The sequence below is a fragment of the Rhodobacteraceae bacterium LMO-JJ12 genome, from assembly GCA_021555075.1.
In the GTDB taxonomy this organism is placed as follows: domain Bacteria; phylum Pseudomonadota; class Alphaproteobacteria; order Rhodobacterales; family Rhodobacteraceae; genus JAKGBX01.
The window spans coordinates 43,139-68,847 of the sequence record JAKGBX010000001.1; the positions used below are offsets into that span (position 1 = coordinate 43,139).

Here is a 25,709-nt window from a genome sequence, read left to right on the forward strand (position 1 = left end):
GGCGTGTCAGGGCAGGTAATCTCGCGCTATGCCGGTTCACCAATCTCAGATTTCCCTGTCGTCGCCCGAAATGACTGCCGCTCTTGCGCGGCGGATGGGCGCTATCTTGCGCCCCGGCGACGTTGTGCTGCTGTCTGGCGGAATCGGCGTCGGCAAGACCCACTTCGCCCGCGCGTTGATCCAATCGCTTCAAATCAAGCCCGAGGATGTGCCCTCACCTACCTTCACGCTGGTGCAGATCTATGACACAAGCGCAGGTGAGCTTTGGCACAGCGATCTGTATCGGCTGGGTCATCCCGACGAGGTGGTTGAACTCGGCCTGACCGAAGCGTTTGATAATGCCATCTGCCTTGTGGAATGGCCCGACCGGCTGGGTGATCTGACGCCGAGTGATGCGCTTTGTCTGGATTTTTCTATGACAAAAGGCGCCGACATGCGTCTGCTTGATCTGCGATGGGAAGCGGGCCCATGGGAAACCCGGCTGAAAGGGCTTGTCGATGTCTGAGCGCGCCACTCTCATCACTGCGTTTCTGGTGCAAAATGGCTGGGGCGACGCCGCGCGCGCCCCGCTGGCGGGTGACGCCTCGAACCGTCGGTATGAACGGTTGCGGCACCCCACGCTGGGCGACGCCGTTCTGATGGATGCACCGCCCGCACGCGGCGAGGATGTGCGCCCTTTCGTTGCCATAGCCAAACATCTTTCGGGGCTGGGCCTATCGGCACCGCAGCTTTTCGCGCAAGACGCCGAAAATGGGTTCCTTTTGCTCGAAGACCTTGGCGATGCGCTTTTTAAAAGGGTGGTTCAGACCAACCCCGAACTCGAACGTCCACTCTACGAAGCCGCCACCGATGTTCTTTTGACGCTCCATCGTGCCCCGCTCCCCAAAGAGCTTTTGCCGTATGATGCCCAGGTCATGGCCGAACTGGCGGCTTTGGCATTTGATTGGTATCTCACCTATGGCGCCGCCCCCGATCCTCAATCGCGATCCCACTTCAAGGCATCATTTCAATCCTTGCTAGCACAACACCTTGAAGACTCCCCTGTTCTGATCCAACGCGATTATCACGCCGAGAATCTGCTCTGGCTACCCGAGCGTCAGGGCATTGCGCGCGTTGGCCTGCTGGATTTTCAAGACGCGATGGCGGGCCACGCGGCCTATGATCTTGTGTCGTTGCTTCAGGATGCGCGCCGCGATGTCCCGCCCGCAATCGAGACCGCGATGATTACACGCTACCTTGACGGTTCGGACAAGGATAGAGCCGCATTCGATACCGCCTATCATCTTCTCGGAGCCCAGCGAAACCTGCGCATTCTCGGCGTGTTTGCCCGGCTCTGCCTGCGTGGCGGCAAGGCGCATTACGTTGATCTTATCCCACGCGTCTGGGGGTTGTTGCAACGCGACCTCGACCATCACGCTCTGGCGCCGCTGGCTCGGATGTTGCGCGATACCTTGCCCACGCCAAATGCGGCCCTTCTCAACAGATTGAAAGACAAATGCGGTCAAATCCCGATGCCATAATGCTTTTTGCTGCCGGCTTTGGCACGCGGATGGGTGCGATGACAGCGACCCAGCCCAAGCCGATGATCGCCGTGGCGGGGCGGCCTCTGATAGATCATGCGCTGGCGTTGGTCACTCCGTTGGCATTGCCGCGCGTGGTGGTCAATCTGCACTACAAACCTGCGCCGCTGATCGCCCACCTCGATGGTCGCGGCATAGCGTTTTCGCATGAAGCCCCCGATATTCTCGATACTGGCGGGGGGTTGCGCCAGGCATTGCCGATGCTGGGCAGCGGCCCCGTTTTCACCATGAACACCGATGCTGTCTGGCGCGGGCCGAACCCGCTCGTATTGCTGTCCGAGGCCTGGGATCCTGAACGCATGGATGCGCTGTTGATTTGTGTCCCGCCCGGCAATGCCGTGGGTCACAAGGGCAAGGGCGACTTTCTGATCGCCCCCGACGGTCAGATCAGACGTGGTCCGGGGCATGTTTATGGCGGGGTGCAAATCATAAAACCGGACGGACTGGCCGCGTTCGAGGAAAGGTCGTTTTCCCTGAACCTGCTGTGGAATAAAATGGCGCAAGACAAGCGTCTCTTTGGCCTGGAATACCCCGGAACATGGTGCGATGTCGGCCATCCCGAGGGCATCACCTTGGCCGAAACGATGCTTGAGGGCGGCCATGTTTGAGCCGCACAACAAGCCGCGCGTCTTTGCCATTGCGCCCGGCGTGGACTTTCCCCGCGCGCTGGTCTCTGGCCTTTTGGCGCGCCACACAGGCAAGCCGCCCGAAGCGCTTGCGCGGGTCGAGCTGATCGTCAACACCCGACGGATGGCGCGCCGCATTCATGCGCTTTTTGACGACGGCCCGGCGCTGCTTTTGCCGCGTATCCGTTTGATAACCGATCTGGGTGACAACGCTTCGCTCGATGATATTCCGCCCGCTGTCGCACCTCTGCGTCGCCGCTTGGAATTGGTCCAACTGGTCTCTGGCTTTCTTGAGGCCGCACCCGATTTCGCACCGCGATCCGCGCTTTTTGATCTGGCTGACAGCCTGGCAGGTCTGATGGCTGAAATGCAGGGCGAAGGCGTCAGCCCGGAAGATATTGCCGCGCTCGATATTGAGGATCAATCAGGACATTGGGGCCGCACGCAAACGTTCCTCGGCATCGTGCAGAGCTATTTTGACCAGGCCCATGCCGCCCCAGACGGCGAGACGCGCCAGCGTTTGATCATCGAGCAGCTTGCCGCACGCTGGGCCGAAACACCCCCCGAACACCCGATCATCATCGCCGGATCGACCGGATCGCGCGGCGCAACCCAGCTCTTGATGCGGGCCGTTGCGCGGCTCCCGCAGGGGGCGCTTGTGCTGCCCGGGTTTGATTTTGACATGCCCGAGGCGCTCTGGCCCACGTTGAACGATCCGCTCATCGCCGAGGATCACCCGCAGTTTCGCTTTCATGCCCTGATGAAGGCTCTGGATTTGAAGCGCCGCGATATTGCGCGCTGGGCCGACACCGCGCCACCCAACCCGGCACGCAACGCATTGGTTTCGCTGGCGCTCAGGCCCGCGCCGATCACTGATCAGTGGATGGAAGACGGCCCGAAGCTTGTCGCGCTCGACACCGCCACCGCCGACATGACCCTTCTCGAAGCGCCGACCCAAAGGGAAGAGGCGCTGGCCATTGCGCTCTGTATGCGCCAAGCCGCCGAAGCGGGCGAAGTGGCCGCGCTGATCACACCTGACCGGACTTTGACACGGCAGGTTTCGGCGGCGCTCGACCGATGGGATATCCTGCCTGACGATAGCGCCGGGCAACCGCTTCCGCTCTCGGCCATCGGGCGGCTGATGCGCCATATTGCCGGACTGTTCGAAGCGCCACTGACGGCTGAAAGCCTGCTGACCCTGCTGAAACATCCGCTCACCCATAGTGCCGCCAACCGGGGTGAGCATCTGCGCTTTACGCACGAACTTGAACTGTATCTGCGCGCCAAGGGTCCGCCCTATCCCGATGCAGAAGCGCTTCGCTTCTGGGCCGCAACGCGCAAGGCTGGCGACGCCAATCATTGGATAGAATGGGTGATCGACGCGTTTTGCGGCCACGAACAGCCCGGCGAGGCACCGTTCGAGGCGCGGCTGGAGGCCCATCTCGAACTCATTCATTTGGTGATTCGTGGCAGCGATGCCGACGCCACGCCGCAACCCTGGGACCATGCCGCAGGGCAAGAGGCGCACAAGATCGTATTGGCGCTCTCCGAGGCCGCGGATGCGGGCGGCGAGATGACGGCGTTTGACTATAGCAATCTTTTTGGTTCCGTTCTGGCCGGTGGAGAAGTGCGGCAAGTGGAAACACCGCACCCCGAAATCCTGATCTGGGGCACCTTGGAGGCGAGGGTGCAGGGTGCAGATCTGCTTATCCTCGGCGGCCTGAACGAAGGCTCCTGGCCCGAACCCCCCTCGCCCGATCCCTGGCTCAACCGGAAAATGCGTCACGATGCCGGGCTTCTGTTGCCCGAGCGCCGGATCGGTCTTTCGGCACATGATTTTCAACAGGCAATCGCCGCACCAAAGGTGGTGCTGAGCCGTTCGGTAAAATCCGACGAGGCCGAGAACGTGCCGTCGCGCTGGCTCAACCGGATGGTAAACCTGCTGGGCGGCCTGCCGGATCAGGGCGGCGACAAGGCGCTTGCCCAAATGAAAACACGCGGCGCGCATTGGTTGAACCTGGCCCGTGCGTTGGAAGAGCCAATACCGGTCCCCCCTGCGCCGCGCCCGGCTCCGCGCCCACCGGTCGCCGCACGGCCACGCAAACTCTCCGTAACCCAGATCAAGCGGTTGATTCGCGATCCTTACGCGATTTATGCCCGCCATGTCTTGCGATTGCGCCCACTCGATCCGCTGATGCGCGCGCCCGATGCGCTAACCCGCGGGATTGTCTTGCACGAGGTGATGGAGCAGTTCGTGCGCGCGGTGTCTGAACGGCCCGAAACGTTGGCCCGTGATTACCTGCTCGACATCGCCCGTACCGTCTTGGCAAACGAAGTGCCATGGCCTGCGGCACGCCTGATGTGGTTGGCGCGGATCGAACGTGTGGCCGATAGCTTTCTTGCGGACGAAGCGCAGCGCCAGAAAACCGGCACACCGCTGGCCTATGAAACGCACGGCAAAGCCGAGATTGAACGCCTGGGCTTTACGCTCACCTGCATGGCCGACCGGATTGATCAAGGTGAGCAGGGGTTGTTGCTTTATGATTACAAGACCGGCTCACCACCGACACCAAAGGAACAGACGCATTTTGACAAACAGCTCTTGTTAGAGACTGTTATTGCCGAAAAGGGCGGGTTTCGCGAGATCACCGCCGCACCCGTTGCCGGGGCGTATTACATCGGGCTCGGTGCGGGCGCCGGACAGGTCGCAGCCCCGATTGAGAGCGAAACACCCGAAAAGGTCTGGGCGGAATTCGAGACCTTGATCGCGCGCTATCTTTCGCATGATCAGGGCTACCTCTCGCGTCGGGCAATGTTTCGCAGTGATGAGCTAGGCGACTACGATCAACTCGCAAGGTTCGGGGAATGGGACATCACCGATGATCCGGAAGTCGAGGTATTGAAATGAACGCGCCGGATGATGCCACCCGCGCCCAGATCGAGGCAGCCCGCCCAGATCAATCAACCTGGCTGTCGGCAAATGCTGGGTCTGGCAAGACGCGGGTTTTGACCGATCGCGTGGCGCGGTTGTTGCTCGAAGGAGTCGACCCGCAGCATATCCTCTGTCTGACCTACACCAAGGCAGCAGCATCAGAGATGCAAAACCGGCTGTTCCGACGGCTGGGCAACTGGGCCATGCTACCCGACGGCGCGCTTCGCAAGGAGTTGGCAGAGCTTGGGCACTCGAGCACCGTTTCGGCAGATAAGCTCGCCCAAGCGCGGCGGCTTTTTGCGGGCGCTATCGAAACGCCGGGCGGTTTGAAGATCCAGACGATCCATGCGTTTTGTTCGTCCATCCTGCGGCGGTTCCCGCTGGAAGCCGGGATTTCACCGCGCTTTGCCGAGATGGACGAGCGCACTGCCTTCTTGCTTCGTCAAGACGTTATCGAACACATGGCCGAGGGCGCCGAGCCCTCACTTGTTCAGGACATTGTCCGCTACATCGGTGGCGATGATGGGCTAGACAAGCTTGCCAATGAGATCTGCGGGCACGCGGAAAGTTTGAGCCCGGGCTTGTCAGACGCGGAAATCCTTGCGCAGTTTGATTTGCCAAATGGGTTTGATGAAAGCACGCTCTTGGCGACGGTATTTTCAGGGTCCGAGGCTGACTTGATAGCTGCGCTGCTTCCCATCTTGCGCGCCGGATCGACCAATGATGTGAAAGCAGCGGATAAGCTGGCAAAAGTGACTGCGTTTGACCTTGGCGCAATGCCGTTGCTTGAATCGATCTTCCTGACCGGGGCCAAGGCGAAAGAGCCATTTTCTGCCAAGTTAGGGTCGTTCCCTACCAAGGCTACCCAGGCCAAAGCGCCCGACCTTATGGACGATCTGCACGACCTGATGTGCCGGGTGGAGGGCGCGCGCGAGCGGCGATTAACCCTGGCATCTGCGCGCCAGACCCAAGCGTTACACCGCTTTGCACGAGCTTTCCTGCGCCGCTACGAAGCCGAGAAACAACTGCGCGGCTGGCTTGATTTCGACGATTTGATCAACCGGGCGCGCGCGCTGCTGAATGATCCCCGTGTTGCCGCTTGGGTGCTGTTCCGGCTCGATGGTGGAATCGACCATATCCTTGTCGACGAAGCGCAGGACACGTCGCCTGCACAATGGAATGTGATTGAGCGGCTGGCGCAAGAGTTTACCAGCGGCGAAGGCGCGCGCGCCGACACTCTGCGCACAATTTTTGTGGTCGGCGACAAGAAACAATCAATCTATTCTTTCCAGGGGGCCGACCCGCGTGAGTTTGACCGGATGCGCACCGAGTTCGAGGCGCGGCTGGGCACCACCAATCGGCCCCTGCAATCGCAGATGCTGGAATATTCTTTCCGCTCATCGCACGCCATTCTGTCGCTGGTCGATCAGACGTTTGAGGGCCGTGAGAGCGCCGGTTTCGTAGCTGAACAGCACCATCGTGCGTTTTTCGAGGCGATGCCCGGGCGCGTCGATCTTTGGCCCGTGGTGGAAAAGGCCGACACGCCCGAAAGCAAGGATTGGAACGATCCGATCGACCTTGTCGGGCCGGATGACCCTGTGTCGATCCTCGCCGGGCGGATTGCCGGTGAAATTGAAGAGATGATCGCCTCGGCGCGAATTCCGGCGGAAAAGAGCGTGAATGGCGCGTTTCCGATGCGCCCGGTTCACGCCGGGGATTTCCTTATTCTGGTGCAACGCCGCTCGCCTCTGTTTCATGCCATCATCCGCGAATGCAAGGCGCGCGGCCTGCCTATTGCCGGCGCAGACCGGCTTAGGATCGGTGGCGAACTGGCAGTGCGCGATATTGCAGCGCTGCTGCGTTTTCTGGCAACGCCCGAGGACGATCTGTCGCTTGCAACTGCGCTAAAATCGCCGCTCTTCGGCTGGTCCGAACAACAGCTTTTCACGCTTGCGCATGGGCGCAACGGCTATCTCTGGGAGGCGTTGCGCGCGGCAGCAGCAGAGCACCCGCAAACCCTCGCCGTTCTCGATGACCTGCGCCGCCAAACCGATTTTCTTCGGCCATATGACCTGATCGAGCGAATCCTGACGCGCCATGACGGGCGGCGCAAACTGCTGGCGCGGCTAGGCCAGGAGGCGGAAGACGGAATTGACGCACTCTTGGCTCAGGCGCTTGGCTATGAGCGCGGCACGGTGCCGTCGTTGACCGGGTTTCTGGTCTGGCTCGATACCGACGATATCGAAATCAAGCGCCAGATGGAGGGGGCGGGACGACAAATTCGCGTGATGACCGTCCACGCGGCCAAGGGGCTGGAAGCACCCATTGTTATTCTTCCCGATACCGGCCAGCGTCGCCTTGAGGTCCGTGATCAACTGGTGACCGGGCAAACTGTCTTTTGGAAGCCGCGGGCAGACGAAATGCCGCCGCTTGTTCAGGAGATTCTGGCCCAGCGTCTTGAGCGCGAACGCGAAGAGCGCAACCGGCTGCTTTACGTTGCGATGACACGGGCCGAAAAGTGGTTGATCGTCGCGGCGGTGGGTGATCCGGACAAGGACGAAGAGAGCTGGTATGTCAAAATCCGCACCGCGATGGAGGCCAAACATGCTCAAGTTCATGGGCATCCGGGCGGCGAGGGGCTGCGCCTTGAACATGGTGATTGGGCCGGATTAGAGACTGATCTGGATGTTCTTCCTGAAAATACAGGCATGACACTGCCCCCTTGGGCCGCATCGCGCGCGCCGATCCCCGAGCCGCGGCCAAAAGCTCTGTCGCCGTCCGATCTGGGTGGAGCCAAAGCGCTGGCAGGTGACGCCGGCCTTGACGAGGAGGCCGCATTGCGACGCGGACGACAAATCCATCGTCTGCTCGAATTCCTGCCCGAACATGACCTGACGGAATGGCCAAGCGTCGCCACCCTCCTGCTTGGAAGCGGCGAGGATGCAGCGACGCAAGCGGAAACGGCGGCGTTGCTTGCCGAAGCTGATGAGGTGTTGCGCGACCCAGACCTGGCCAAGCTATTTAGAGGCAACGCGCTCAGCGAAGTGCCGGTTTCCGCCGCATTGCCCGAACTGGGCGGGCGGCGCATTCATGGGATAATCGACCGATTGATCATTTCCGACAACAGCATCCTGGCTGTGGATTTCAAGACAAATGCCGTGGTGCCGCAGACCCCGGAAACCTGCCCCGACGGATTACTGCGGCAGATGGGGGCGTATCAATCGGCGCTTTCACAGGTGTTTCCAGACACAACCATTCAAACCGCGCTTCTTTGGACGAGCACTGCCACGCTTATGCACCTGCCACACGATCTGGTGATGGCCGCCCTCTGCGACACGTCAGTAGCTTGACGCTCCCCAGCCCGACACCTAGGTTCGCCCCAATGCTCGCAAACCCCTTTCTCAGGAGAATGACATGGCCACTGTTGCTGTCACCGACGATACCTTCGACGCCGAAGTGAAGAATTCCGATATCCCCGTAGTGGTCGATTTCTGGGCCGAATGGTGCGGTCCTTGCAAGATGATCGGCCCGGTTCTGGAAGAACTGTCCGAAGAAATGAACGGCAAGGTGAAGATCGTCAAAATCAATGTCGACGAAAACCCCAATTCACCCTCGCAACTGGGTGTTCGCGGTATCCCGGCCCTGTTCATCTTCAAAAACGGTGAAGTGGTTGCCAACACCGCTGGCGCACGGCCCAAGGCACAGATGCAAAGCTGGATCGAAGAGTCGATCTGATCGCGGCTAAAGTTCGATGTCAAAGCCCTGCCCAAAACGGCGGGGCTTTTTCACGTTCTGCATCAATCAAACCGGCCAGCCAAAACCCCGCAGTCGGGTGGCGATTTTCTCTTCTGCCTCCGGGCGTCCGGCGTTTACCGCCATGATTTGCAGGAACCAATAGAGATAGGCATCATAGTCCGGGCGTAGCTGTGGCGCGATGCGAATGGCGGCCAAGGGTTCGCTTTCCCACACTTTCGCCGCGATATGATGAAAATCGGCGCTTCCAAATAGCACCAAGGGCTTACCCCAGAAATATCCGGCAAACCCGGCTGCTGAATTCTGTGTAACGACATAATCACAGCCCGGTAAAAGCCCTTCAATCCCGCCAGTTATCACAGAAAGCCGTCGGTTCTTTTGCTCAAGAGCGTCAAGCTCCGCTCGCTCCTCGTCAGAGTAGCTCTCCTTGGGGTGCAAAGTGGCGACCACCTTGCGGTCGCAATCATGGCGCAGAACATCCTCAACCATCTCCAACGGCGTGCAGTGTTGAAAAGACCGCCGCCGCAACAATTGCCCCTGAAGCGGGATATAGACATGGCCCTTGGTCACCGCCTCCCAGCCGTCAAACCATTTGCGCCGCCAGCGCGCAACAAAGCGTGAGGCCTCTTTTTCCGGCACGTCCCCGGCTGCAAATTCCGCTCGCGCCACATCGAAATTCCAACGTTTATCGGTCTGTTCAATCGACCAGAACGGATAGTAATAGGCGCGCCGAACCGTCACCGCGCGCGCATGCGGCGGCGGGTCCATATGCATCACTGCCCACTCATCCTGCGGATTCGAACCCGCACATTCGGCCGCGCTATTGCCGGAATAGCGGATCTGCATACCGGCGGCGCGGCCAACATTGGCGAGCTTGCCAAGAAAATTATGCTTGCCCGCTTCGGTGCTCTCTTTCAGGCCGGGTTCGAGATAGAAGTGCATTACATGGGGTTTGCTCATGGTCCGCACGCTAGGGCGTGGCGCGGCGGCGGACAAGCCCGCCCTTGCCCCTCGCCAGCTGCAACGCCATATAGGCCCGACAGAGATGGAGGCCACGATGGCAAAGCAAGAGTTCCCCGGTTGGCACGGCACCACGATCATCGGGGTGAAAAAGGATGGCAAAGTTGTGATCGCAGGCGATGGTCAGGTTTCGCTTGGTCAGACCGTGATCAAGGGCACCGCCCGCAAGGTGCGCAGGCTTTCCCCGGGTGGCTATGATGTTGTTGCCGGGTTTGCCGGATCAACCGCTGATGCCTTCACTCTGCTCGAACGGCTTGAAGCCAAGCTTGAAGCGACACCCGGTCAATTGGCGCGTGCCTCGGTCGAATTGGCCAAGGATTGGCGCACCGACAAATACCTGCAAAAGCTCGAAGCGATGCTGATCGTCACCGACGGCAGCGAGCTTCTGGTGATCACCGGTGCGGGCGACGTGCTTGAGCCCGAACATGATGTAACCGCAATCGGATCGGGCGGGAACTATGCGCTCGCCGCCGCGCGCGCAATGATGGACAGCGATCAAGACGCCGAGACAATTGCCCGCAAGGCCATGGCGATTGCATCAGATATCTGCGTTTACACAAATGGCAATCTTACGGTGGAGACGATCTCGAAATGACTGACCTGACACCTCGCGAAATCGTTTCGGAACTCGACCGGTTCATTATCGGCCAAAAGGACGCCAAGCGCGCCGTGGCTGTAGCCCTGCGCAATCGCTGGCGGCGCAAACAGTTGTCGGATGATCTGCGGGATGAGGTTTATCCCAAGAATATCCTGATGATCGGCCCGACCGGCGTTGGCAAAACCGAAATCTCACGCCGGTTGGCCAAGCTGGCGCGCGCGCCCTTCATCAAGGTCGAAGCGACAAAATTTACCGAGGTCGGCTATGTCGGGCGCGATGTGGAACAGATCATCCGCGACTTGATGGATGCCGCGATTGCCATGACGCGTGAACACATGCGCGAGGATGTGAAGGCCAAAGCCCATCGCGCCGCCGAGGACCGCGTTTTGCGGGCAATCGCCGGGGAAGATGCCCGTGATGGCACGCTTGAGATGTTTCGCAAAAAGCTGAAATCAGGCGAGCTTGACGATACCGAAATCGAAGTGGAAGTCGCCGAAACGGCCAACCCACTTGGCGGTATGTTCGAAATTCCGGGTCAACCCGGCGGTGGCCAGATGGGGATGATGAACCTCGGCGATATGTTTGGCAAAGCCTTTGGCGGGCGCACCGCGCGGCGCAAAATGAAGGTATCAGACAGCTATGAGGTTTTGATCGGGGAGGAAGCCGACAAGCTTCTCGATGATGAAACGGTGAACAAGGCTGCTCTGGAAGCTGTCGAACAGAACGGTATCGTTTTCCTTGATGAGATCGACAAAGTCGCCGCGCGCCAGGAAGCCCGTGGCGGCGATGTGTCTCGCGAAGGCGTGCAGCGCGATCTTCTGCCTCTGATCGAAGGCACAACGGTCAGCACCAAATATGGCGCGGTCAAAACCGATCATATCCTCTTTATCGCGTCAGGCGCGTTCCACATCGCCAAACCCTCCGACTTGCTGCCGGAATTGCAGGGGCGTCTACCCATTCGGGTCGAACTTCGCGCGCTGACCGAGGAAGATTTCGTGCGCATTCTGACCGAGACCGACAACGCACTCACACGGCAATACACGGCATTGATGGCGACCGAAGAGGTCGAGGTTGAATTCACCGATGCGGGCATCGCGGCATTGGCCAAGATCGCGGCGGATGTGAACCAATCCATCGAAAACATCGGTGCGCGTCGCCTTTATACCGTGCTTGAGCGCGTGTTCGAAGAACTATCGTTCACCGCACCGGATCGTCCCGGTGACAAGGTCGTTGTCGATGCAGAATTTGTCGATACCAACCTCGGAGAGTTGACCAAATCCACCGATCTCAGCCGTTACGTGCTCTGAACCACCCCGCGCGGATTCTATTGCGGAATGCACCTTTCCTTTCGGGTTAATCTCGGATTGAGATAGGGCATGGGAACCCTCCGCTTCATTCGCGAAAATCTGCGCTGGCTTGCGGCCGGGGTGTTGCTGACCTTCATGTCCAGCTTTGGGCAGACGTTTTTCATCTCGATCTTTGCCGGGGAAATCCGCGGAGAATTCGGCCTTAGCCATGGCCAATGGGGCGGGATCTATACGCTCGGCACTTCCGCCTCGGCCATCGTGATGGTCTGGGCCGGGGGGCTGACCGACCGGTTTCGCGTGCGCGTTCTGGGTGGTGCGATCCTCACCATGCTGGCGTTGGCGTGCCTGTTCATGTCACTTAACGCCGCCGTCTGGCTGTTGCCGCTGGTGATTTTCACGCTGCGCTTTACCGGACAGGGCATGACCAGCCACATCGCCGTTGTCGCCATGTCGCGCTGGTTCATTGCGACACGCGGGCGCGCGCTTTCGATTGCGACACTGGGGTTTTCCAACGGCGAGGCGATACTGCCGATCACATTCGTAGCGCTGATGGTGATCTATGACTGGAGGCTCTTGTGGATCGTGGCGGCGATCATCGCCATTCTGGGTATCCCTGTGCTGTCATTGCTGTTGCGCCATGAACGCACTCCGCAATCCTTCATGAAGTCCGAAAGCACGCTTGGAATGGAGGCGCGGCACTGGACCCGCAACCAGGCGTTCAAGCATTTTCTCTTCTGGTTCATGGTGCCTGCCATTCTCGGCCCCGGCGCGTTCAACACGGCCTTCTTTTTTCATCAGGTCCATTTTGCCGAAGTTAAGGGGATTTCGCATGTCGCCCTGGTGGCGATGTTTCCGTTCTATACCATGCTGAGCACCGGCTTCATGATGGTGGCGGGCTTCCTGATTGATCGGTTCGGGCCTGTGCGCCTTATCGCTTTCATCCAACTGCCGATGGTGGTGGGCTTTATGGTATTTTCCTTTGCGGACGGCACGCTTGGCCTGTTGATTGGGTTGTTTTTTCTGGCGCTCACCACTGGCGGCATGGCGACCATCCCGAATGCGTTCTGGGCCGAAGTCTATGGCACCGGCCATATCGGATCAGTCAAAGCGATGGTGGCAGCGGTGATGGTGCTTGGCTCTGCGATCGGGCCGGGCATCACTGGCCTCGGCATTGATCTGGGGCTGGGGATTGAGACTCAGTATATCCTTGTCGCGGGCTATTTCGTCATGGCCACCGCTTGTATGTGGATCGGTGTGCGCCGGGCGCGCGCCCTGTTACCGGTGGCGGCGTAGATAGACGTAATAGGCGCCACCGCCGCCATGTTTCAAATGTGCCTCGCTGACCTGCAAAACCGCCTGCGCCAAAGGAGGAACCGAAAGCCAATGCGGCACCTGATGGCGCAAGACCCCGTGGCGTACCGGAATCGGTAGCCCCTCGTCACGGTTCTTGCCCTTGCCGGTAATCACCAGAACCAATCGTTTGCCATCGGCCTGTGCGCGCAAAATAAAGGCGAGCAAGCGCGGATGCGCCTGCGCGATCGTCAGCCCATGCAGATCAAGCCGCCCTTCCGGCGACATCTTGCCGCGTTTGAGCCGCGTGTGGGTCTTGCGATCCATGTTGAGTGGCGCGCGCGCAATGCGTTCGGAAATCGGCGGGCTCAGATCATGTGCTGGTTGCGCGGCCGCCCCGGCGCCCATTTCAAGGCCGGCCATCGGCACAATCTGACGGCGTTTGGGTGTAGTCTTGGGCTTGGGCTTGGGGAGCGGCGCCTCGTGCGACTTGCGTTCGGGATGCATGCGCTGAGCAGTTTCTGTCACCTTGCGCCAAAGCGCCACCTCATCTTCGCTCAGCTTGCGCCGGGTCATTCGATACCCCCGGGCAGCATCGCATAGGCACGTTGAATGGGCATCAAAACCACCATCCGACCAGGGTCGCGCAACTTGCCCGCCGCGCGGCCTGCGGCGTCACCGGTGCCAAAAAAGATATCGGCGCGTTGCGCGCCCTTGATGGCCGAGCCGGTATCTTGCGCGATCATCAGCCGGTGCATCGGCTCTTCCCCGGCCTTTTCGATCCAGACCGGCGCACCCAGAGGAGTGTAGCGTCGATCAACCGCGATCGAACGCAGCGTTGTGATTGAGCGGTTCATTGCCCCCAACGGCCCCTTGTGCGGCGGCACCTTGTTGACGGTGCGAAAGAACACATAGGACGGGTTGTGATGCAGCAATTCTACGCCTTCAAGCGGATTGCGGCGCACCCAGTTCTTGATCACATCGGCACTGACCTGATGCGCGTCATAGATACCGCGCCGGATCATCTCGACCCCGATCGAGCGATAGTCATGCCCATTCGATCCACCATACCCAACCCGGATATGGCGACCATCGGGTAGCCGTATCCGCCCCGACCCCTGGATCTGCAAAAAGAACAGCTCGACCGGATCATCAACCCAGGCAATCTCAAGCCCCCGCCCCCGCATCTCCTCGCTGGTCTCGATCTCCTGCCGGGTCAGCCATTGCGAAGCGCCGCCTGCCTCGGGCGGCATCCGATACACCGGATAGCGATAGCGCGCAGAGGGATAGCGATCACCCTCCAGTTCCGGTTCGAAATAGCCGGTGAAAAGCGGCGCCTGCCCGTCCTCGATCAAAACCGGGCGGAAGAACAGCTCGAAGAAGGCACGGGCTTCGGTCTGATCCTTCGCAACAGCACAAAGCGAGCGCCAATCGGGATCTTTCATATCGCCGCAGGTATCCTGAAACACGGCAAGGGCGGCGTCGTGATCATCTTCGGCCCAGCCGTTCAGATCTTTGAAATCAAGGATACTATAGTCGATCTCGGACGCTGAAACACCGGAGGCCATGATCAGCCCCACCAGCGCAAGCGCCCGGACCACACCGGTCATTCGCCCGTGGCGACAAGCTGCCAGTTGGGATCATTCGAATTCATGATCCGCTCGAACGTCCAGATATCTTTCTGGCGTCTCACCTTGTCTTCTTCGCCCTCGATGATCTCACCGGCCTTGTTGCGCACAACACTGGTCAGCTCACCAATAAATTTGACAGTCACTTCACCAGCAGTGGTGTCTTCATCAAACTGCGCATCCACCAGAGACATTTCGCGCACGCCGGAGAACTCTGCCTCGACCTGAAGCCCTTCTCGTTCGCGGTTCTCGACCACCTCGGCAAAGGCGTCGTAAACATCCTCAGAGAGAAACCCCTTGATCGGTGCCAGATCGCCGCGCTCAAACCCCATCAGAATCATCTCATAGGCGCCGCGCGCACCTTGCAGAAATTCAGACACAGAAAAACTCGGGTCAGCACGTTTCATCTTCGCCAGATTCTGCGCCGCGCTACTGCCCTCTTCGACATGGTCGATGATGTCATGATCCGGGCCGCCTTCAATCACCTCAAACTCGGGGCGTTTGTCGTGCTCAACAGTACGTTGAACCGGCGGTGCTTCAAACCCATCACGGGTACCCAGTACGCTCTTGAGACGCAGGATCAGAAAGACGGCAATACCTGCCAGCACAAGAAGCGAGATGATAGGAGAGTTCATTTGAGTCCTCTTTGCCGACAGTAATTTGAAACACCTGTGATCTGCACTTATGTATATGCCGCGCGGGGTCAAGTCCATTGCGCCATTCAAACTGAGGAGTTCTTGAGCATGTGGCTATTTCTGGCGTTTATCGGCGTCCCCCTGATCGAAATCGCGCTTTTCATTCAGGTAGGCGGTGCCATCGGCCTTGGCTATACGCTTCTGATCGTCGTACTGACCGCGATCCTGGGTACATGGCTGGTGCGCTCTCAGGGGATTGCAGCCCTTTCCGATCTGCAACGCTCACTGGGCGATCTGCAAAACCCGGCCGAGCCACTGGCGCATGGGGCGATGATCCTGTTTTCCGGCGCGCTGCTGCTGACACCAGGGTTTTTTACCGATGCGGTCGGATTTGCCCTTCTGGTTCCGGGCGTGAGGCGCGTTGTTTTCAACTGGCTGAAGTCGAAAATCACGGTTGCGCATTTCACTGTCGGGTCCGGCCCTGATCCGCGGCGCCCACAGCCTCCAAATGACCAAGGCGATGTGATCGAGGGCGAATTTGCCGAAGTTGACCCCTCAAAACAGGCCACGCACCGGCCTTCGGGGTGGACAAAACACTGAGTTTCGATAAGTCAGGACCATCTAGTTTTAATTTTCCAGAGAGATACAAATGGCTGAAACCGAAAATGGCGCCGAGGCGCAGGCCCCGCAAATCCAGATGAACGTGATCAACCAATATATTCGTGATCTGTCATTTGAAAACATTATCGCCCAGAAAGGCGCCGCCGGCGAGGTGACGCCCGATGTGCAGATTCAGGTCAATTTGGATGCACGCAAGCGCGAAGGCGACAATCAATACGAAGTTGCCATCAAGCTCAAAACCGAAAACCGCGACAAGGCCAATCACGAGACCAAGATCTTTCTGCTTGAGATCGACTATGTCGGGCTGTTCAACATTGCGGGCGTGCCCGAAGATCAGCTACACCCCTTTTTGCTGATCGAGTGCCCGCGGCTTCTGTTCCCGTTCCTGCGTCGCATTGTTTCGGACGTAACGCGCGACGGCGGGTTTGCGCCGCTCAATCTCGACAACATCGACTTTCTCGCGCTCTATCGTCAGGAACTTGCCCGTCAGAAAGCCGCTCAGGCCGCCCAAGGCGAAAAACTCGACAGCTGATCAAGGTGTTTCGCCCATAACTCTCATTCAGGGTATGCTAAAACCCACTATCTGCTGAACTTGTTCCAGAACGCGCCGTCGCCCATTGCCTTGACAAAGGCCTCATGGGCGGCGGCTTCTTCTATTGTGATCCGGGGTTTCAAGCGTTCCGGGCGCGGCGCCGGGCGCCACCGCTCTGCATCACCCCGAGACGCAGCGTCGCTTGCGTCACTGTTCAACGCGAAATCGGGCTGTCGCCCGCCAATCAGCTCAAGATAAACCTCGGCCAGTATTTCACTATCAAGCAAGGCGCCGTGCAGCGTGCGTGACGAATTGTCGATGCCGAACCGGCGACAAAGCGCATCAAGCGAGGCTTGCGAACCCGGAAATTTGCGTCGCGCCATCACCAGGGTATCAAGCGCGCGCTCCATCGGAAGAACGGGTTTTCCTACCCACTTCAACTCGGCATTGAGAAACTTCATATCAAAGCTGGCATTGTGGATCACCAGTCTTGCATCGCCGATAAACTCCAGAAATGCATCGGCGATATCGGAGAAGATCGGCTTGTCGCGCAGGAACTCTTCGCTCAGCCCATGCACTTGAAAGGCGTCTTGCGGCATGTCGCGCTGGGGGTTGATATATTGGTGATAGGTGTTGCCGGTCGGCATATGCCCGATCAATTCAACCGCGCCGATCTCGACAATCCGGTCGCCGGATTCGGGGTCAAACCCGGTGGTTTCCGTATCGAGAACCAATTCACGCATTCATCTTCCTCCGAATGTCGGCAATCACGTCCTGCACCTGGGCGCGCGCATGCTCAACCGTATCGGTGACAATCACATAATCCGCCAGCGCGCGTTTTTCTTCGTCTGGCACCTGCTTGGCGCGGATCGCCTCAAACTGCGCTTGGGTCATCGTGCCACGGTCCAACACGCGCCGACGCTGTTCCTCGGCATCAATCGTCACCACAACCACTGCATCCATTGCCGTATTACCGCCCGTCTCGAAAAGCAGCGGGATATCTAATACCAGAATGTCAGAATGCGCGGTCTTGGCAAATTCGGCGCGGTCCTGCCCCACCAAAGGATGCACAATTGCTTCGATCTGTTTCAATGCGTCGGGCGTTTCCCCGATGATCCGCTTCAAAATGTCGCGCGAGACGGCACCATCGACAATCGCCTCGGGAAAGGCCGCCTGCATCGGCGCAACCGCCGCACCGCCCTTGGCGTAAAGCCGGTGAACGGCAGCGTCCGCATCCCACACATCACATCCCGCTTCGGCAAAAAGCTTTGCCGTGCTCGATTTTCCCATTCCGATCGAGCCGGTAAGACCAAGGCGAAATGTCATCTGAGCGCCGCCGCACGTGTTGCCGTGTCAACAACCGGGCGCTTCCCGAACCAGCGTTCAAAAGCCGGCACCGCCTGATGAAGCAGCATGCCCAACCCATCGACCGTCTGACAACCCATTTCTTGGGCCACCCGCAAAAGCCGGGTTTGCAGCGGATTATAAACCAGATCAGTCACCACAGCGTCGCGGCGCAACCCATCCAGCGGCACGCGCATCTCGGGTTTGCCCAACATGCCCAGCGATGTGGTGTTCACAACCAAAGACGCCTCTTCCAGTATATTCCCCGCTTTCACCCATTCCACAACGGTCAGCCGTTTGCCAAAATCCTCAGCCAGCTTTTCCGCCCGAATTCGTGTTCGGTTTGAGACGAGGATTTCCGGCACCCCACTATCCAGCAACGAGGCAACCACCGCCCGTGCCGCGCCGCCTGCACCCAGAACGGCGGCAGGTCCGGCCTTGGCATTCCACCCCGGAGCGCCCTGGCGCAGGTTTTCTATGAATCCGTAACCATCTGTATTATCAGCGTGAATCTTACCATCCTTGCGGAAGATCAACGTATTCGCCGCCCCGATAAGCGTCGCGCGATCGGTAATCAGATCCGCCATATCGAGCACCCGTTCCTTGTGTGGAACAGTAATATTGACCCCGACAAACCCCATCTTCGGCAACGTCTCAAGCACCAACTTCAGATTATCGGTACTCACATCCATCGGTATATAATGTCCACGAAGCCCATAAGTGCGCAGCCAGTGGTGATGCAGCTGAGGTGATTTCGAATGTGCAATCGGTGATCCGATAACACCAGCCAGTGGAATTCGTTCTGTCGTCATGTTTCCAAATCTCCGCTTGCCGACAAATATGACAGGAGTTCGACAAGGGGCAATCCAAGCACGTTGAAATAATCTCCATCAATGCGCGAAAACAAGCGCACCCCCTCCTCCTCAAGCTTATATCCGCCAACAGAATGGCGAATGCTCTGCCAGTTTCTTTGCAAATAGCCATCAAGATAGCCATCGGACACATCGCGCATGGTCAACCGCACCTGCCCGACATGACGCCAGATCGCCCTCCCCTGATGACAGATCACCGCAGCCGACAACAAAGCGTGCCGCTTGCCGCGCAGCTGGACAAGCTGTTCACGCGCTTCTTCTGGCGAGCCAGGTTTTGAAATCAACGTCCCCTCGAAATCCAGCACCTGGTCACAACCGATCACCACTGCCTCGGGCCGCTTGCCGCTAAGCTTTATCGCCTTCCCCTCGGCCAGCGCATCGGCGATATCGCGCGGGCTGGCGCCATCAGCCAACAGCGCCGCCTTGATCGCTGTTTCGTCCAACCTTGGCGAATCTGATTCGAAATTCACGCCCGCTTGTCGCAGCAATTGACGCCGTATCGAGGATGTAGAGGCAAGAATGATGGGACGCGCCATGTGGATAACCTGGTGGATTTGTTAAGGGGTTCTTAACGCACCTTATGGGATAATTCGGGCCTATTCGAAAGTGCCGTTGGATATCCCGTGGTGTCAGGAAAGTTCACCGCGTTTTGTCCCTTGTGGAGAGGGATAAGTCGCCCCTGTGAAGAACCCCGGATTCCGGCCGCATCCTCTTCGGTCATCCACAGGGTGATGCGACCCCGTCTTGCGGTGAATCTTGACGCTTTAACCAATTTGTCTGAGTTATCCACGAAACCTCGCACAGCGTAATGGTCTATGTGAACAACACCTGAACAACCCGATAATCCACAGAAAGCATCCTCTCTTACATCTTCATCATCCTTTTCTTTTCTTTTATATTTATTAGATAGCCTCGCCGTGCGGCGACCGGTTCATGCCAAGAACAGGAAGAGTTGACTCCTCGCTCTCATGTTCGTATCTAACATCACAACCAGCCCATCCGGGCAGACTGGTTTTCCATATCTCATACAAGATCGCACGCCGCTTCTGACGGCCGGTCCAGGACATTACCATGAAAAATGAACGCATTTCGCTTGCCGATCTGAAGGCGAACACGCCCAAACAGCTTGTCGATCTCGCCGAAGAGCTTGAGATTGAAAACGCTTCGACCATGCGCAAGGGCGAGATCATGTTCTCGATCCTCAAGGAACGCGCCGAAGAAGGTTGGGACATTTTCGGCGATGGTGTTCTGGAAGTGCTGCAAGACGGGTTTGGGTTTCTGCGCTCGCCCGAGGCCAACTACCTTTCCGGCCCCGATGATATCTATGTCTCGCCCGAGATGATCCGCAAATTTTCGTTGCGCACTGGCGATACCGTTGATGGAAAACTGGTGCAGCCGCTCGAAGCCGAGCGTTATTTTGCCCTGACAGACGTAACCCAGATCAATTTCGAAGACCCGGAAAAGGCTCGCCACAAGATCGCCTTTGATAACCTCACGCCGCTTTACCCTGACGAGCGGTTCAATCTGGAAATCGAAGATCCAACAATCAAGGACCGCTCGGCCCGCATCATCGATCTGGTTGCGCCCATCGGCAAAGGCCAGCGGTGTCTGATCGTCGCGCCGCCGCGCACCGGTAAAACCGTGTTGCTGCAAAACATCGCGCGCTCAATCGAGGTGAACCATCCTGAATGCTATCTGATCGTTCTGCTGATTGATGAACGCCCGGAAGAGGTGACGGATATGCAACGTTCGGTTAAGGGTGAGGTGATTTCTTCAACCTTTGATGAACCTTCGACGCGTCACGTTGCTGTTTCCGAAATGGTCATCGAAAAGGCCAAGCGTCTTGTTGAACACAAACGCGATGTGGTGATCCTGCTCGATTCCATCACGCGTCTGGGGCGCGCCTATAACACCGTGGTGCCGTCTTCAGGTAAAGTACTGACCGGTGGTGTCGACGCCAACGCTCTGCAACGCCCTAAACGCTTCTTTGGTGCCGCGCGTAACATCGAAGAAGGTGGTTCGCTTACCATCATCGCCACCGCCCTTATCGACACCGGAAGCCGCATGGATGAGGTGATCTTCGAAGAATTCAAAGGCACCGGTAACTCCGAGATCGTTCTGGATCGCAAGATGGCTGACAAGCGCGTCTTCCCGGCGATGGACATCCTCAAATCCGGGACTCGGAAAGAAGAGCTGTTGGTTGATCAGAAAAACCTGCAAAAGACCTTTGTTCTGCGCCGGATTCTCAATCCAATGGGCACCACTGACGCTATTGAGTTCCTCATTGGCAAACTCAAGCAAACCAAGACCAACGCCGAGTTCTTTGAATCGATGAACGGTTAGAAACTGTTGTAATTCAACAGGTTAATGAAAAATGGACACGATCTTTGCCCAAACCACGGCGCACGGAAAGGCGGGCGTGGCAGTGCTTCGCATTTCCGGCCCGCGGGCTTGGAACGCGGCATCTGCGCTCTGTGGTTCTCTTCCCCAACCGCGTCTTGCGGCACTGCGGATCCTAAAGGATCGTAATGGCGTTCGCCTCGACGAAGCGCTTGTTCTTGTCTTTGCAGAAAATGCCAGTTTCACAGGCGAACGCGTTGTCGAATTGCAACTGCATGGCTCTGTCGCGGTTGTGGCGGCCGTCCTGCGCGAGCTTGGCAATATGGATGACCTGCGCCCCGCCCAGGCCGGAGAGTTTACCCGCCGCGCGCTGGAAAACGGGCGGCTCGATCTGGCTCAGGTCGAAGGTCTGGCCGATCTGATTGATGCCGAGACAGAAGCACAGCGCCGCCAGGCTTTGCGCGTTCTGTCCGGGGATCTGGGAAACCGCGCGGAAAATTGGCGTGCCGCGCTTATCCGTGCAGCCGCGCTGTTGGAAGCCACGATTGATTTCGCCGACGAAGATGTGCCGGTTAATGTAACACCCGAAGTTCGCAGCCTGCTGGACACCACCCGCGATAGCCTTTCCAAGGAAATAGCCGGGGTTGCCACCGCTGAACGGGTTCGCAACGGGTTCGAAGTCGCCATCCTTGGTGCGCCCAACGTCGGAAAGTCCACACTTCTCAACGCTCTGGCCGGGCGCGATGCGGCGATTACATCGCAATACGCTGGCACCACCCGGGACGTGATCGAAGTGCGGATGGACCTTGGCGGCATCCCGGTAACACTGCTTGATACGGCTGGCCTGCGCGAAACCGAGGATCATGTCGAGAACATTGGCATCAATCGCGCACGCGAACGCGCCGAGTTGGCGGATCTCAGAGTGTTTTTGATAGAGGATGATACGCTGCCCGATATGGTCCCGCGCCCGAATGACATCCTGCTGCGCGCCAAGGCCGATCTTCTCGACAACAAAAGCGGTGCGGTTTCCGGGTCAACCGGAGAGGGCGTGGCCGAGCTTGTTGAAATGATCCGCTCGCGTCTCTCAGAACTCGTGGCCGATATTGGCGTAGCCACCCGTGAGCGCCACAAGATATCGATGGAGCGCGCTGTTTCTTCCCTCGCCCGCGCGGACCAAGCACTTGACCTTGGGCCAGAACACACCGATATCGCAGCAGAAGAACTGCGCAGCGCCGTACGCGCGCTTGACGCGCTGGTGGGCCGAGTGGATGTTGAGAATATCCTGGACGAGATTTTTGCCAGTTTCTGCATCGGGAAATGAACCCGACAATCGCGAGGAATGTTTCACGTGAAACATCTTGATTTTGATGTCATCGTCGTTGGCGGCGGCCACGCCGGAACCGAAGCTGCCCATGCTGCGGCCCGGATGGGTGTACGCACCGCGCTGGTTACGCTGCGCCGGGCCGATATCGGGGTCATGTCCTGCAATCCGGCCATCGGCGGCCTTGGGAAAGGTCACTTGGTGCGCGAGATTGACGCCATGGACGGTGTTATGGGTCGCGTCGCCGATCTTGCCGGAATTCAATTTCGCCTGCTGAATCGCCGAAAAGGCCCGGCTGTGCAAGGCCCACGTGCCCAGGCTGATCGTGCGATCTATCGACGGGAAATGCTTCGAGAGACCGAATCGCGCGAGAACCTGTCGATTATCGAGGGCGAAACCACAGACTTCCTGATGCAAGGTGATAGCGTTTGTGGTGTTACGCTTGCCGACGGCTCAGAGATTCGGGCAAAATCCGTGATCCTGACAACTGGCACTTTTCTACGGGGCGTTATTCATATTGGCGATGTCTCTCGTCCGGGTGGACGCATGGGTGACAAGCCTTCAGTACCCCTTGCTGAGCGCCTCGATAGCTTTTCCCTGCCCCTTGGGCGGTTGAAAACCGGCACGCCACCGCGTCTTGATGGCCGCACAATCAACTGGGAAATTCTCGAAGCGCAGCCCGGCGATGACGATCCGTCATTGTTTTCATTTCTGTCAAAGGGCAGTTCTGCCCCGCAAATCTCTTGCGGGATTACCCACACCAACCCCAAAACCCACGAAATTATCCAAGCGAACCTGTCACGCTCTGCCATGTATGGCGGTCATATTGACGGTATCGGTCCGCGCTACTGCCCGTCGATCGAAGATAAAGTGGTTCGCTTTGCCGATAAGGATTCGCATCAAATATTCCTTGAACCAGAGGGAGTTAACGACCACACGATCTACCCCAACGGGATTTCAACCTCCCTGCCCGAGGACGTTCAGGAAGCCTATGTGCATTCGATTGTTGGGCTTGAGCAAGCGCGTATTCTCCAACCGGGCTATGCCATCGAATATGACTATGTTGACCCACGCTCGCTTACCCCGACGCTTGAGTTGAAAGAGGTTCGAGGCCTCTATCTGGCTGGGCAAATCAACGGAACAACGGGATATGAAGAGGCTGCGGCCCAGGGGCTTGTTGCGGGTTTGAACGCGGCGCTGGCCTCACTTGGGCGCGATCCTGTCTATTTCAGCCGCGCCGAAAGCTACATTGGCGTGATGATTGATGATCTGGTGACGCGCGGCGTCTCGGAGCCATATCGTATGTTTACATCGCGCGCCGAGTTTCGCCTTGCCCTTCGCGCCGATAATGCGGATCAAAGGTTGACGCCGCTTGCCATGTCGCTTGGCTGTGTTGGCAAGCCGCGCCAAGTGGCCTTTAACGCCAAGATCGAAGCCCTTACCAAAGGTCGCGAGGCGCTTGAACGGCAAACATGGACCCCGACCAAGCTTGCTTCGCTGGGCTTTGCGATGAGCCAGGATGGCGCCCGACGCAACGGGATGCAGCTCTTGGCGTTCCCCGACATTGATTTTGACCGCTTGATCACGCTCGACCCCGCTTTGTCCGAGATTGACGCACAAACGCGCAGTCAGCTCGAGAAAGATGCGCTCTATGCAAATTATATCGAGCGTCAGAAGCGCGATGTAGAGGCACTTAAACGCGATGAGGGTCAAGTGATCCCGGTTGATTTCCGGTATGATGCAATCGAGGGGCTTTCCAATGAGCTTAAATCAAAGCTGTCGCAGGCCCGTCCCGGCAATCTGGCGCAGGCTGGACGGTTGGATGGAATGACACCGGCGGGGCTGGCGTTGTTGCTTGCCAAGCTGCGGCAGTCTGAAAGGGGCAAATCGGCATGAAGCCAGACGCCACCAGCTTGAATGTTTCACGTGAAACATACGAACGGCTGGAAATTTTTGCCGAATTGCTAATGAAATGGAACCCTCGCATCAATCTCGTTGCGAAATCCACTATCGGCTCGCTTTGGGAGCGGCACATCCGGGACTCCCTGCAGCTATTACAGCTTTTGGACGTCCCCGTGCCGATTTGGGCGGATCTGGGCAGCGGTGGCGGCTTTCCCGGGCTGGTTGTTGCCATCGTTGCCGCAGAAACGGGTAATCCTGCAACAACCACCTTGGTCGAGAGTGATCAGCGCAAGGCCACGTTCCTGCGCACGGTGCTGCGCGAAACCGGGGTGGGCGCCACAGTGATTGTTGAGCGAATCGAAGAGGTTAGCCCGTTGCAGGCCAACGTCTTGTCGGCCCGGGCGCTGGCTGATCTGGGCGCGCTCTTCGGCTTTGCCGAGCGCCACCTTGCGGCGGGCGGCACCTGTTTCTTTCAGAAAGGCAAAAACTGGAAGTCAGAGGTTCAATCCGCCCACAGCTTGTGGCAATTTTCGTATGACGCGATCCCAAGCGAAACCGAATCCGAGGCTGTTGTGCTGAAAATCAAAGGGCTTTCCCGTGTTTGATCCCACGCGCCCCCCTGGGCCGAAAATTATTGCCGTCGCCAACCAAAAAGGTGGCGTTGGCAAAACCACAACCACGATCAACTTGGGCGCCGCCCTGGCCGAGCAGGGCCAGCGTGTTCTCGTGGTTGATCTTGATCCTCAGGGTAACGCGTCAACCGGGCTTGGGATTGAGGCCGATAACCGCGAATTCACCACTTATGATCTGATCTTGGGTGATGCGGCGCTTTCGGATGTCATTCAGCAGTCAGATACGGATAACCTCCTGATCGTGCCGGCCAACGTAGATCTAAGCTCGGCAGATATGGAGTTGATCGCGAACGAGAAGCGCAGCTTTCTTTTGCACGACGCTCTGCGCCAACATGCGATTGACACCTACCGGCTTGATTACATTCTGATTGATTGCCCGCCATCGCTGAACCTTCTTACGATCAATGCGATGGTTGCGGCCAATTCGGTTCTGGTTCCGCTTCAAAGCGAGTTTTTCGCGCTTGAAGGGCTTTCTCAACTGATGCTGACCATTCGAGAGGTGCGACAAACCGCCAACCCGAACCTTCGGATCGAAGGTGTGGTGTTGACCATGTATGACGGACGCAACCGGCTTTCGCAGCAAGTCGAAATGGATGCGCGCGACAACCTGGGCGAGCTGGTATTCAAAACCATCATTCCCCGCAATGTGCGAGTAAGCGAAGCGCCTTCTTATGCGATGCCGGTTCTGAGCTATGATTCGGAGTCCAAGGGTGCCCAAGCGTATCGTGAGCTGGCGAACGAATTGATAAAAAAACATACGCGCGCAGCGGCGTAGC

24 protein-coding genes are annotated in these 25,709 nt (G+C 58.2%); 16 read left to right on the plus strand and 8 right to left on the minus strand.

Annotated elements, in window-relative coordinates; all coding sequences use genetic code 11:
* Positions 1-28 precede the first annotated feature (28 nt).
* From tsaE to trxA, 6 genes are all read left to right on the plus strand, one after another.
* On the plus strand, positions 29-505 hold the full coding sequence (gene tsaE, locus LZG00_00220; GenBank protein ID MCF3592423.1) for a tRNA (adenosine(37)-N6)-threonylcarbamoyltransferase complex ATPase subunit type 1 TsaE: 477 nt from the start codon (positions 29-31) through the stop codon (positions 503-505).
* The gene (locus LZG00_00225) at positions 498-1,520 is read left to right on the plus strand and encodes a phosphotransferase (protein ID MCF3592424.1); all 1,023 of its coding nucleotides are present in this window, start codon (positions 498-500) and stop codon (positions 1,518-1,520) included. Before tsaE ends, LZG00_00225 begins: the two co-directional genes overlap by 8 nt.
* A complete protein-coding gene (locus LZG00_00230) occupies positions 1,496-2,188 on the plus strand; it encodes a nucleotidyltransferase family protein (protein ID MCF3592425.1) in 693 nt (230 codons plus the stop codon). The genes LZG00_00225 and LZG00_00230 overlap by 25 nt, the downstream gene beginning before the upstream one ends.
* A complete protein-coding gene (addB, locus tag LZG00_00235) occupies positions 2,181-5,114 on the plus strand; it encodes a double-strand break repair protein AddB (GenBank protein ID MCF3592426.1) in 2,934 nt (977 codons plus the stop codon). The genes LZG00_00230 and addB overlap by 8 nt, the downstream gene beginning before the upstream one ends.
* Complete coding sequence (gene addA, locus LZG00_00240; GenBank protein ID MCF3592427.1) at positions 5,111-8,488, plus strand: double-strand break repair helicase AddA; 3,378 nt, start codon at positions 5,111-5,113, stop codon at positions 8,486-8,488. Before addB ends, addA begins: the two co-directional genes overlap by 4 nt.
* Positions 8,489-8,552: 64 nt before the next feature.
* Positions 8,553-8,873, plus strand: a complete 321-nt coding sequence (trxA, locus tag LZG00_00245; protein MCF3592428.1) for a thioredoxin — start codon at positions 8,553-8,555, stop codon at positions 8,871-8,873.
* A 66-nt stretch (positions 8,874-8,939) separates the two neighbouring features.
* Here the strand turns inward: trxA and LZG00_00250 are convergent, their stop codons facing one another.
* On the minus strand, positions 8,940-9,851 hold the full coding sequence (locus LZG00_00250) for a hypothetical protein (GenBank protein ID MCF3592429.1): 912 nt from the start codon (positions 9,849-9,851) through the stop codon (positions 8,940-8,942).
* 97 nt (positions 9,852-9,948) lie between these two features.
* On the opposite strand from LZG00_00250, the gene hslV reads away from it, so the two are divergent.
* The 3 genes from hslV to LZG00_00265 all read left to right on the plus strand — a co-directional run bounded on the left by hslV (position 9,949) and on the right by LZG00_00265 (position 13,109).
* On the plus strand, positions 9,949-10,506 hold the full coding sequence (gene hslV / locus LZG00_00255) for an ATP-dependent protease subunit HslV (protein ID MCF3592430.1): 558 nt from the start codon (positions 9,949-9,951) through the stop codon (positions 10,504-10,506).
* Positions 10,503-11,816, plus strand: a complete 1,314-nt coding sequence (hslU, locus tag LZG00_00260) for an ATP-dependent protease ATPase subunit HslU (protein MCF3592431.1) — start codon at positions 10,503-10,505, stop codon at positions 11,814-11,816. Before hslV ends, hslU begins: the two co-directional genes overlap by 4 nt.
* A 69-nt stretch (positions 11,817-11,885) precedes the next feature.
* Positions 11,886-13,109, plus strand: a complete 1,224-nt coding sequence (locus tag LZG00_00265; GenBank protein ID MCF3592432.1) for an MFS transporter — start codon at positions 11,886-11,888, stop codon at positions 13,107-13,109.
* Here the strand turns inward: LZG00_00265 and LZG00_00270 are convergent.
* The 3 genes from LZG00_00270 to LZG00_00280 are packed head-to-tail and all read right to left on the minus strand — an operon-like array spanning position 13,092 to position 15,369.
* Entirely contained in the window at positions 13,092-13,682 is a 591-nt protein-coding gene (locus LZG00_00270; protein MCF3592433.1) for a Smr/MutS family protein, read from the minus strand. The genes LZG00_00265 and LZG00_00270 overlap by 18 nt on opposite strands.
* Positions 13,679-14,716 (minus strand): murein transglycosylase A, encoded by a 1,038-nt coding sequence (locus LZG00_00275; protein ID MCF3592434.1) that lies wholly within the window; start codon positions 14,714-14,716, stop codon positions 13,679-13,681. The genes LZG00_00270 and LZG00_00275 overlap by 4 nt, the downstream gene beginning before the upstream one ends.
* Positions 14,713-15,369 carry a Tim44/TimA family putative adaptor protein gene (locus LZG00_00280; GenBank protein MCF3592435.1) on the minus strand — a complete coding sequence of 219 codons (657 nt, stop codon included), beginning with the start codon at positions 15,367-15,369 and terminating at the stop codon, positions 14,713-14,715. The genes LZG00_00275 and LZG00_00280 overlap by 4 nt, the downstream gene beginning before the upstream one ends.
* 108 nt (positions 15,370-15,477) lie before the next feature.
* Here LZG00_00280 and LZG00_00285 point away from each other — a divergent pair, with 108 nt between their 5' ends.
* Together LZG00_00285 and secB are read left to right on the plus strand one after the other, a co-directional pair.
* Positions 15,478-15,969 (plus strand): FxsA family protein, encoded by a 492-nt coding sequence (locus LZG00_00285; protein ID MCF3592436.1) that lies wholly within the window; start codon positions 15,478-15,480, stop codon positions 15,967-15,969.
* Between the two features lie 49 nt (positions 15,970-16,018).
* Positions 16,019-16,522, plus strand: a complete 504-nt coding sequence (secB, locus tag LZG00_00290) for a protein-export chaperone SecB (GenBank protein ID MCF3592437.1) — start codon at positions 16,019-16,021, stop codon at positions 16,520-16,522.
* Between the two features lie 47 nt (positions 16,523-16,569).
* Here secB and dnaQ read toward each other — a convergent pair whose 3' ends face one another.
* The 4 genes from dnaQ to LZG00_00310 are packed head-to-tail and all read right to left on the minus strand — an operon-like array spanning position 16,570 to position 19,274.
* Complete coding sequence (gene dnaQ, locus LZG00_00295) at positions 16,570-17,265, minus strand: DNA polymerase III subunit epsilon (protein MCF3592438.1); 696 nt, start codon at positions 17,263-17,265, stop codon at positions 16,570-16,572.
* Complete coding sequence (gene coaE, locus LZG00_00300) at positions 17,258-17,848, minus strand: dephospho-CoA kinase (protein ID MCF3592439.1); 591 nt, start codon at positions 17,846-17,848, stop codon at positions 17,258-17,260. The genes dnaQ and coaE overlap by 8 nt, the downstream gene beginning before the upstream one ends.
* Positions 17,845-18,678, minus strand: a complete 834-nt coding sequence (locus tag LZG00_00305; GenBank protein MCF3592440.1) for a shikimate dehydrogenase — start codon at positions 18,676-18,678, stop codon at positions 17,845-17,847. Before LZG00_00305 ends, coaE begins: the two co-directional genes overlap by 4 nt.
* A complete protein-coding gene (locus LZG00_00310) occupies positions 18,675-19,274 on the minus strand; it encodes a Maf family nucleotide pyrophosphatase (protein ID MCF3592441.1) in 600 nt (199 codons plus the stop codon). Before LZG00_00310 ends, LZG00_00305 begins: the two co-directional genes overlap by 4 nt.
* 535 nt (positions 19,275-19,809) lie before the next feature.
* Between LZG00_00310 and rho the strand changes: the two genes are divergently transcribed.
* From rho to LZG00_00335, 5 genes are read left to right on the plus strand one after another with little or no spacing between them, the layout of a single operon-like run.
* Positions 19,810-21,081, plus strand: coding sequence for a transcription termination factor Rho (rho, locus tag LZG00_00315; GenBank protein ID MCF3592442.1), 1,272 nt, complete (start codon positions 19,810-19,812; stop codon positions 21,079-21,081).
* A 31-nt stretch (positions 21,082-21,112) separates the two neighbouring features.
* A complete protein-coding gene (mnmE, locus tag LZG00_00320; GenBank protein ID MCF3592443.1) occupies positions 21,113-22,399 on the plus strand; it encodes a tRNA uridine-5-carboxymethylaminomethyl(34) synthesis GTPase MnmE in 1,287 nt (428 codons plus the stop codon).
* Positions 22,400-22,417: 18 nt separating this feature from the next.
* Positions 22,418-24,295 (plus strand): tRNA uridine-5-carboxymethylaminomethyl(34) synthesis enzyme MnmG, encoded by a 1,878-nt coding sequence (gene mnmG, locus LZG00_00325; protein ID MCF3592444.1) that lies wholly within the window; start codon positions 22,418-22,420, stop codon positions 24,293-24,295.
* Complete coding sequence (rsmG, locus tag LZG00_00330) at positions 24,292-24,906, plus strand: 16S rRNA (guanine(527)-N(7))-methyltransferase RsmG (protein MCF3592445.1); 615 nt, start codon at positions 24,292-24,294, stop codon at positions 24,904-24,906. Before mnmG ends, rsmG begins: the two co-directional genes overlap by 4 nt.
* Positions 24,899-25,708: an AAA family ATPase gene (locus tag LZG00_00335; protein MCF3592446.1), complete on the plus strand. Its 810-nt coding sequence runs from the start codon at positions 24,899-24,901 to the stop codon at positions 25,706-25,708. The genes rsmG and LZG00_00335 overlap by 8 nt, the downstream gene beginning before the upstream one ends.
* The last annotated feature ends 1 nt before the right edge of the window (position 25,709 follow it).

Coding starts and splice junctions, on each gene's coding strand:
- LZG00_00225 (MCF3592424.1), top strand. CDS start 498: ATGTCTGAGCGCGCCACTCTCATCACTGCGTTTCTGGTGCAAAATGGC.
- coaE (MCF3592439.1), bottom strand. CDS start 17,848: ATGACATTTCGCCTTGGTCTTACCGGCTCGATCGGAATGGGAAAATCG.
- addB (MCF3592426.1), top strand. CDS start 2,181: ATGTTTGAGCCGCACAACAAGCCGCGCGTCTTTGCCATTGCGCCCGGC.
- LZG00_00250 (MCF3592429.1), bottom strand. CDS start 9,851: ATGAGCAAACCCCATGTAATGCACTTCTATCTCGAACCCGGCCTGAAA.
- LZG00_00280 (MCF3592435.1), bottom strand. CDS start 15,369: ATGAACTCTCCTATCATCTCGCTTCTTGTGCTGGCAGGTATTGCCGTC.
- mnmG (MCF3592444.1), top strand. CDS start 22,418: ATGTTTCACGTGAAACATCTTGATTTTGATGTCATCGTCGTTGGCGGC.
- mnmE (MCF3592443.1), top strand. CDS start 21,113: ATGGACACGATCTTTGCCCAAACCACGGCGCACGGAAAGGCGGGCGTG.
- LZG00_00230 (MCF3592425.1), top strand. CDS start 1,496: ATGCGGTCAAATCCCGATGCCATAATGCTTTTTGCTGCCGGCTTTGGC.
- hslU (MCF3592431.1), top strand. CDS start 10,503: ATGACTGACCTGACACCTCGCGAAATCGTTTCGGAACTCGACCGGTTC.
- LZG00_00310 (MCF3592441.1), bottom strand. CDS start 19,274: ATGGCGCGTCCCATCATTCTTGCCTCTACATCCTCGATACGGCGTCAA.
- trxA (MCF3592428.1), top strand. CDS start 8,553: ATGGCCACTGTTGCTGTCACCGACGATACCTTCGACGCCGAAGTGAAG.
- LZG00_00265 (MCF3592432.1), top strand. CDS start 11,886: ATGGGAACCCTCCGCTTCATTCGCGAAAATCTGCGCTGGCTTGCGGCC.
- dnaQ (MCF3592438.1), bottom strand. CDS start 17,265: ATGCGTGAATTGGTTCTCGATACGGAAACCACCGGGTTTGACCCCGAA.
- LZG00_00285 (MCF3592436.1), top strand. CDS start 15,478: ATGTGGCTATTTCTGGCGTTTATCGGCGTCCCCCTGATCGAAATCGCG.
- rho (MCF3592442.1), top strand. CDS start 19,810: ATGAAAAATGAACGCATTTCGCTTGCCGATCTGAAGGCGAACACGCCC.
- LZG00_00305 (MCF3592440.1), bottom strand. CDS start 18,678: ATGACGACAGAACGAATTCCACTGGCTGGTGTTATCGGATCACCGATT.
- secB (MCF3592437.1), top strand. CDS start 16,019: ATGGCTGAAACCGAAAATGGCGCCGAGGCGCAGGCCCCGCAAATCCAG.
- addA (MCF3592427.1), top strand. CDS start 5,111: ATGAACGCGCCGGATGATGCCACCCGCGCCCAGATCGAGGCAGCCCGC.
- LZG00_00270 (MCF3592433.1), bottom strand. CDS start 13,682: ATGACCCGGCGCAAGCTGAGCGAAGATGAGGTGGCGCTTTGGCGCAAG.
- rsmG (MCF3592445.1), top strand. CDS start 24,292: ATGAAGCCAGACGCCACCAGCTTGAATGTTTCACGTGAAACATACGAA.
- LZG00_00275 (MCF3592434.1), bottom strand. CDS start 14,716: ATGACCGGTGTGGTCCGGGCGCTTGCGCTGGTGGGGCTGATCATGGCC.
- tsaE (MCF3592423.1), top strand. CDS start 29: ATGCCGGTTCACCAATCTCAGATTTCCCTGTCGTCGCCCGAAATGACT.
- hslV (MCF3592430.1), top strand. CDS start 9,949: ATGGCAAAGCAAGAGTTCCCCGGTTGGCACGGCACCACGATCATCGGG.